5 protein-coding genes and 1 pseudogene are annotated in these 4,769 nt (G+C 72.5%); 5 read left to right on the top strand and 1 reads right to left on the bottom strand.

All coding sequences use genetic code 11. The features are described from left to right. Window positions 1–121: 121 nt before the first annotated feature. Entirely contained in the window at window positions 122–886 is a 765-nt protein-coding gene (locus tag GT042_RS29500) for a CDP-alcohol phosphatidyltransferase family protein (RefSeq protein WP_161311760.1), read from the top strand. A gap of 243 nt (window positions 887–1,129) precedes the next feature. Then, window positions 1,130–1,756 carry a GPP34 family phosphoprotein gene (locus tag GT042_RS29495; RefSeq protein ID WP_161311759.1) on the top strand — a complete coding sequence of 209 codons (627 nt, stop codon included), beginning with the start codon at window positions 1,130–1,132 and terminating at the stop codon, window positions 1,754–1,756. A 55-nt stretch (window positions 1,757–1,811) separates the two neighbouring features. On the opposite strand, the gene GT042_RS29490 is transcribed toward GT042_RS29495, so the two are convergent. Continuing rightward, window positions 1,812–2,351: a DinB family protein gene (locus GT042_RS29490; protein ID WP_237531325.1), complete on the bottom strand. Its 540-nt coding sequence runs from the start codon at window positions 2,349–2,351 to the stop codon at window positions 1,812–1,814. A 188-nt stretch (window positions 2,352–2,539) separates the two neighbouring features. Here GT042_RS29490 and GT042_RS29485 point away from each other — a divergent pair, with 188 nt between their 5' ends. The 3 genes and pseudogenes from GT042_RS29485 to GT042_RS39520 form a co-directional block, all read left to right on the top strand. After that, window positions 2,540–2,824 (top strand): hypothetical protein, encoded by a 285-nt coding sequence (locus GT042_RS29485; protein ID WP_161311758.1) that lies wholly within the window; start codon window positions 2,540–2,542, stop codon window positions 2,822–2,824. Between the two features lie 251 nt (window positions 2,825–3,075). Then, a complete protein-coding gene (gene eccD, locus GT042_RS29480) occupies window positions 3,076–4,431 on the top strand; it encodes a type VII secretion integral membrane protein EccD (protein ID WP_161311757.1) in 1,356 nt (451 codons plus the stop codon). Window positions 4,432–4,540: 109 nt separating this feature from the next. Then, window positions 4,541–4,769 (top strand): annotated as a pseudogene (locus GT042_RS39520) (MinD/ParA family protein); the annotation flags it as partial.

The following is a 4,769-nucleotide window of genomic DNA, read 5'->3' as shown; positions in this document are numbered from 1 at the left end:
GGGCCTGCCTCGCGCGGTACGTACGCCGCGTACGGCACGCGTGGTGCACGCGGCCGGCGCGCCACGCACTCCCCGCCTGTCGCGGCTGCCGCGGCTGTCGCACGCCCCGCGCGCATCGCACGTGACTCACGTATCGCTGTCCCACCAGGCCAAGCTGGTACGACGCGAGACGGCTGCCGGACTCGCCGCGCAGGCGCTCCTGTTGCTGCTGCTCAGCAAGGCGATCGGGCTGGGCCCCGCCGGATGGCTGACGGGAGCGGCGGTCGCCATCGCCACCTGGGCCGTACTCACGCGCGCCCTGAGCCGGTCCTGGTCGCGCCCCTTCGGCCCGGCGAACCGCGTCACCCTCGCACGCGCGACCCTCGTCGGCGGAGTCGCGGCGCTGGTCGCCGACTCCTACGAGAGCCCGCCGCCCCTCACGGCCCTGGTCGCGCTCGCCACGGTGGCGCTGATCCTCGACGCGGTCGACGGCCAGGTCGCGCGCCGCACCGGCACGTCGTCCAAGCTGGGGGCGCGTTTCGACATGGAGGTCGACGCGTTCCTCATCCTCGTGCTGAGCGTCTTCGTCGCGACGTCGCTGGGCGCGTGGGTGCTGCTGATCGGCGTGATGAGGTACGGCTTCGTCGCGGCGGCCCGCTTCCTGCCGTGGCTGAACGGCTCCCTCCCCCCGAGTACGGCCCGCAAGACGGTCGCGGCGCTCCAAGGAATCATCCTCCTTACGACGGCGTCGGGCCTCCTCCCGTACGTCCCCGCACTTGTGGCCGTGATCGCGGCCCTGACCCTGCTGACCTGGTCGTTCACCCGAGACATCATCTGGCTCCACCGCACGGGGCGAGGAAGGACGCCGCTGCCCACGGGGCCGGCCACGCCCCCGAAGACCGCCTGAGGTCCGCTGCCCGGCGGTTTTCCTGCGGACGTCCTGAGTGGGGGACGTCCGGTAGTCCTGCGACTGGTCCTGCGACCGCGAGCTCGGCGGTTCTTCTGTCCGGAGTCCTCGTGCGCCCGGCGGACGTTCGCCGAGCAGATGCCGGGTCCGGCACGCTGCCCGTGGGGCCCGCTCGGCGCGGCGGTGGCCGGGACCGGTGCGGTGCTGCTCTGATGGGTGCCTATGTGACGCGTGGAGGTGACCATGAGCACAGCACGGGAGCTGCTGATCGTCGCGATGGACATGACGTCCGTCCGTACGGTGGAGCGGGGCGCCCTGTCGCTCGCCCTCGCGGGAGCCGAGGCGATCGACCTCCTGGCGGTGGGGGCGATCACCCTGGACGGGGACCGCGTTGTCCCGTCCGACGGGCCGGGGACGGACGACGCGTCCGGCGATCCCCTGTTGGGCGAGGCCTTGTCGTCGTTCGTACGGCAGGCGCCGTACGAGTCCGTGGGCAACTGGCTCTGGCGCCGGGGCCGGAACCTGTCCGCCATGTATACGGCCGCGCTGGAGGCGGAAGGGCAGCTCGTCCGCCGGCACCACCGCCGGTGGGGCGTGTTCCGGTCCAGTGAACTCGTCCTGGTCGACTCCCCCGCCCGCCGCCGCGCGGCCGACCGCTGGACGGCCGACGAGCCGGTCCTCGCGGCGCTCGCCACGGCCGTCGGTATCCGCGACAAGCGCACGACGAACTCCCCGGCCGTGACCGACGAGGCGGCGGCGACCGTACTGACCGCCGTCGACGACGCGTTGAGCGAACTCACGGCGGAATCGGAACGCCGCGCCCACAAACTGGACGACGCCGCCATCACCAACGTACGGCGCGGATACTGACCGTTCGCCTGTGCGTCGTTGCGATCGGCAATATCCGTAACGGCCGGGAGTCCTCTCAGACGCCCGTACGGCCGTCGACCCGTTCGCGTATCAGATCGGCGTGCCCGCAGTGGCGGGCGTATTCCGTGATCATGTGGGTGTAGATCCAGCGCAGCGTGACCTGGCCGCCCATGAAAGGGCTGGTGTCGTTCAGCGCGCGGTCCGCGCAGTTCTTCCGTGCGTGGTCCATCTCCGCGTGCCACGCCGACAGCGCCCTGTCGAAGGTGATGTCCTCGGTGAGGTCGAAACCGCCGTCCGTCGCGTCGACATCGGCGTCGGGCGCGTAGATCGGCGGCGCGTCCTCCTGCGCCAGCACGCGCCGGAACCAATTCCGCTCGACCTCCGCCGCGTGCTGGATCAGCCCGAGCAGCGTCAGGGGCGACGGCGCGACGGCGGCCTCGCGGAGCTGGTGCTCGTCCAGGCCGTCGCACTTCTGGGCCAGGGTCGTACGGTAGAAGTCGAGCCAGCTCTCAAGGGACGTCCGCTCGTCGGCGTCCAGAGGGGGCATGGCGCGTGGGGTGCTCGGCGTGGCCGGGATGTGGGACGAAGTGCTCATGTCCGTCATCGTGGCACGGGGGTCTGACAACGGCTCGTGCGAACGGGCGGGAACGGGCTCGTCAAAGCGGCGGATCTCGAACAGAATGACGCCTCGGAGCAACTCTCGGTGTTGCCCCACTGACACGACGAGCAACGAGCGACGAGCAACGAGCGAACGGCGAACGACAGGGGCGGCGGGGGCGCGGCATGGCACGGGACTACGACAGCCAGCTTCTGGAGTCGGTGGCGGTACGCCGGCGGAGGATGCGGGACGCCCTGCTGTTCGGCGCCCAACGCGTGCGCCGTACGGCGGACGAGCGGCTCGGGAAGGTGTTCGCGGGCATCGCCATCGCGGCCGTCCTGTGCGCGGGGTGCGTCGGCTGGTCCTTCCTCCAGGCCACCCTGGCGAAGCAGAAGGCCGAGCAGGAGAAGCAACAGCAGCTCCAGGAGCAGCAGTACGACCGGCCGGCCGCCGATCCGGCCACACCGTAGAGCCGCACCGTACGACCGTGGAGCCGCACCGTAGGACCGTGGAGCGGCACCGTAGGACCGTAGAGCCACGCCGTAGAGATGAGCCGAAAAGGGGGGAGGGCGCGGAATGTGCGAGACCTTTCCGTCAATTGCGCGCGACAGGACGGGCTTTCAGTGAAGGCGACTGAACAGAATCGCGAGCCCGCGGCGGAGCCGCCGACCGCGCACGAAATCCCGAAAGCGCCCGACAACCCGATGATAGGTTCCGGCACGTGGTGACCACAGCGGCAACTTCGCGGGCGCAACTGAGCCGGGTGACCCTGGTCGGTGAGCGGCGCCGGGCCGACATCGTCCTGCCCTCCGACACCCCCATCGGGCAACTGCTCCCGGACATACTCCAGTTGCTGGACGACCGGGCCGCGACGCGCCCGATGACCCGGCAGTTGATCACGTCCGACGGTTCCGCGCTTCCGCACGACAGCACGCTCGCGTCGGCCGGCATAGCCGACGGCGCGGTCCTGCGGCTCGTACGGGCCCACTCCGCACCGCCCGCCCCCGTCGTGCACGACGTCACCGACCAGGTGGCCGACGACCTCGACCTCCAGGCGTGGCGTTGGCGCCCCGCCGCGCGCCGGACCAGCGCGGGGGTGGCGACCGTCGCGTTCGCCGTGGTCGCCGCGCTGCTCGCCCGGGGCGAGTTCGCGCTCGACGCCCTGGCCGGCGTCCTGGTGGCCGTGACGCTGGTCCTCCTGGTGGCCGGCGCGCTCGCCGCCAGGATCGGGGAGGGCAACCGGGGCCTCGCGAGCGCGCTCCTGCTCGCCTCCGGCGCCCTCGGCGTCCTCACCGCGTGGACCGCCGCCGACGCGTACGAATGGCCGGGCACCGCGCGCCTCGCCGCCGTCGCCGGTGCGCTGACCCTGACGCTCGTACTCCTCGGCTTGTTCTCGCCGTTGGGCCGCGGCGGGCTCATCGGCGCCGCCGCGACGGCCGCGATCACCGTGGTGTGGGAGGCCGTCGCCGCCGCCCAGGACAACCCGGCGCGGCTCGGCGCGGTCATGGCCGTCTTCTCCGTGGTGCTGCTCGGCCTGTTGCCGCGCCTCGCGCTGATGGCGTCGGGGCTCACCGCGCTCGACGACCGCCGCTCGGGCGGTGTCTCCGTCAGCCGCCACCAGGTGGGCAACGCGCTCGCGGCCACCCACCGGGGCCTCGCCCTCGCGACGACGGCCACGGCGGTGTCGGCGGCCGGCGCGGGCTGGCTGCTCACCCTGGCCGACGGGCCGACCGTGTGGACCGTGACGCTGCCGTCTCTCGTCGCCGTGGTGCTGCTGTCCAGGGCGCGGGCCTTTCCGCTGGTCGCGGAGGTCGTGGCGCTGCTGGCCGCCGCCGCGGTCCTCGTCGTACGTCTCGTGACGCTGTGGATGGAACACGCCGGGGGCGCGGGGCCGCTCGCGCTGCTGTGCGCGGCGGCGGTGCTGCCGCTTCTCGTCCTGGCGGTGCAGCCGCCCGAGCATGTACGGGTCCGGCTGCGGCGCGTGGCCGACCTGGTCGAGTCCATCGGGGTGGTGGGGCTGTTCCCGCTGGCGATCGGGGTGTTCGGGGTGTACGGGCAGTTGCTCGACAAGTTCTGAGCGGGGCGCACGGATTCGGTACGGGGAATTCCGGCACGGGCAGTGCGGTACGGCGGGTTCCGTACGGCAGAAGCGTCGCGGCGGAAGCGGAAAGGGAGGGCGTACGGACATGGCGGACCGGGACAACTGGCAGGGGGACGTCCTGCGCGACCTGCGGGGCGGGGCCTCGCAGCGTACGCAGGGGGCTCAAGGAGCCCAGGGTCCCGACGGGCCGGCGTCGCAGCCGCAGGCCGCGGAAACACCGGCGCCACCCGCTCCGCCCGTACAGGTCCAGGCGCTCGAAAGCTCCCCACCCCAGGCCGCACCCGCCCCGCCGGCACCACGCGTGGAACAACCCA

Origin of the sequence: Streptomyces sp. SID3212, assembly GCF_009865405.1 — a bacterium.
In the GTDB taxonomy this organism is placed as follows: Bacteria; Actinomycetota; Actinomycetes; order Streptomycetales; family Streptomycetaceae; genus Streptomyces.
Note: the sequence above shows the minus strand (reverse complement) of the source record. Positions and strands in the feature narration are given on the sequence as shown.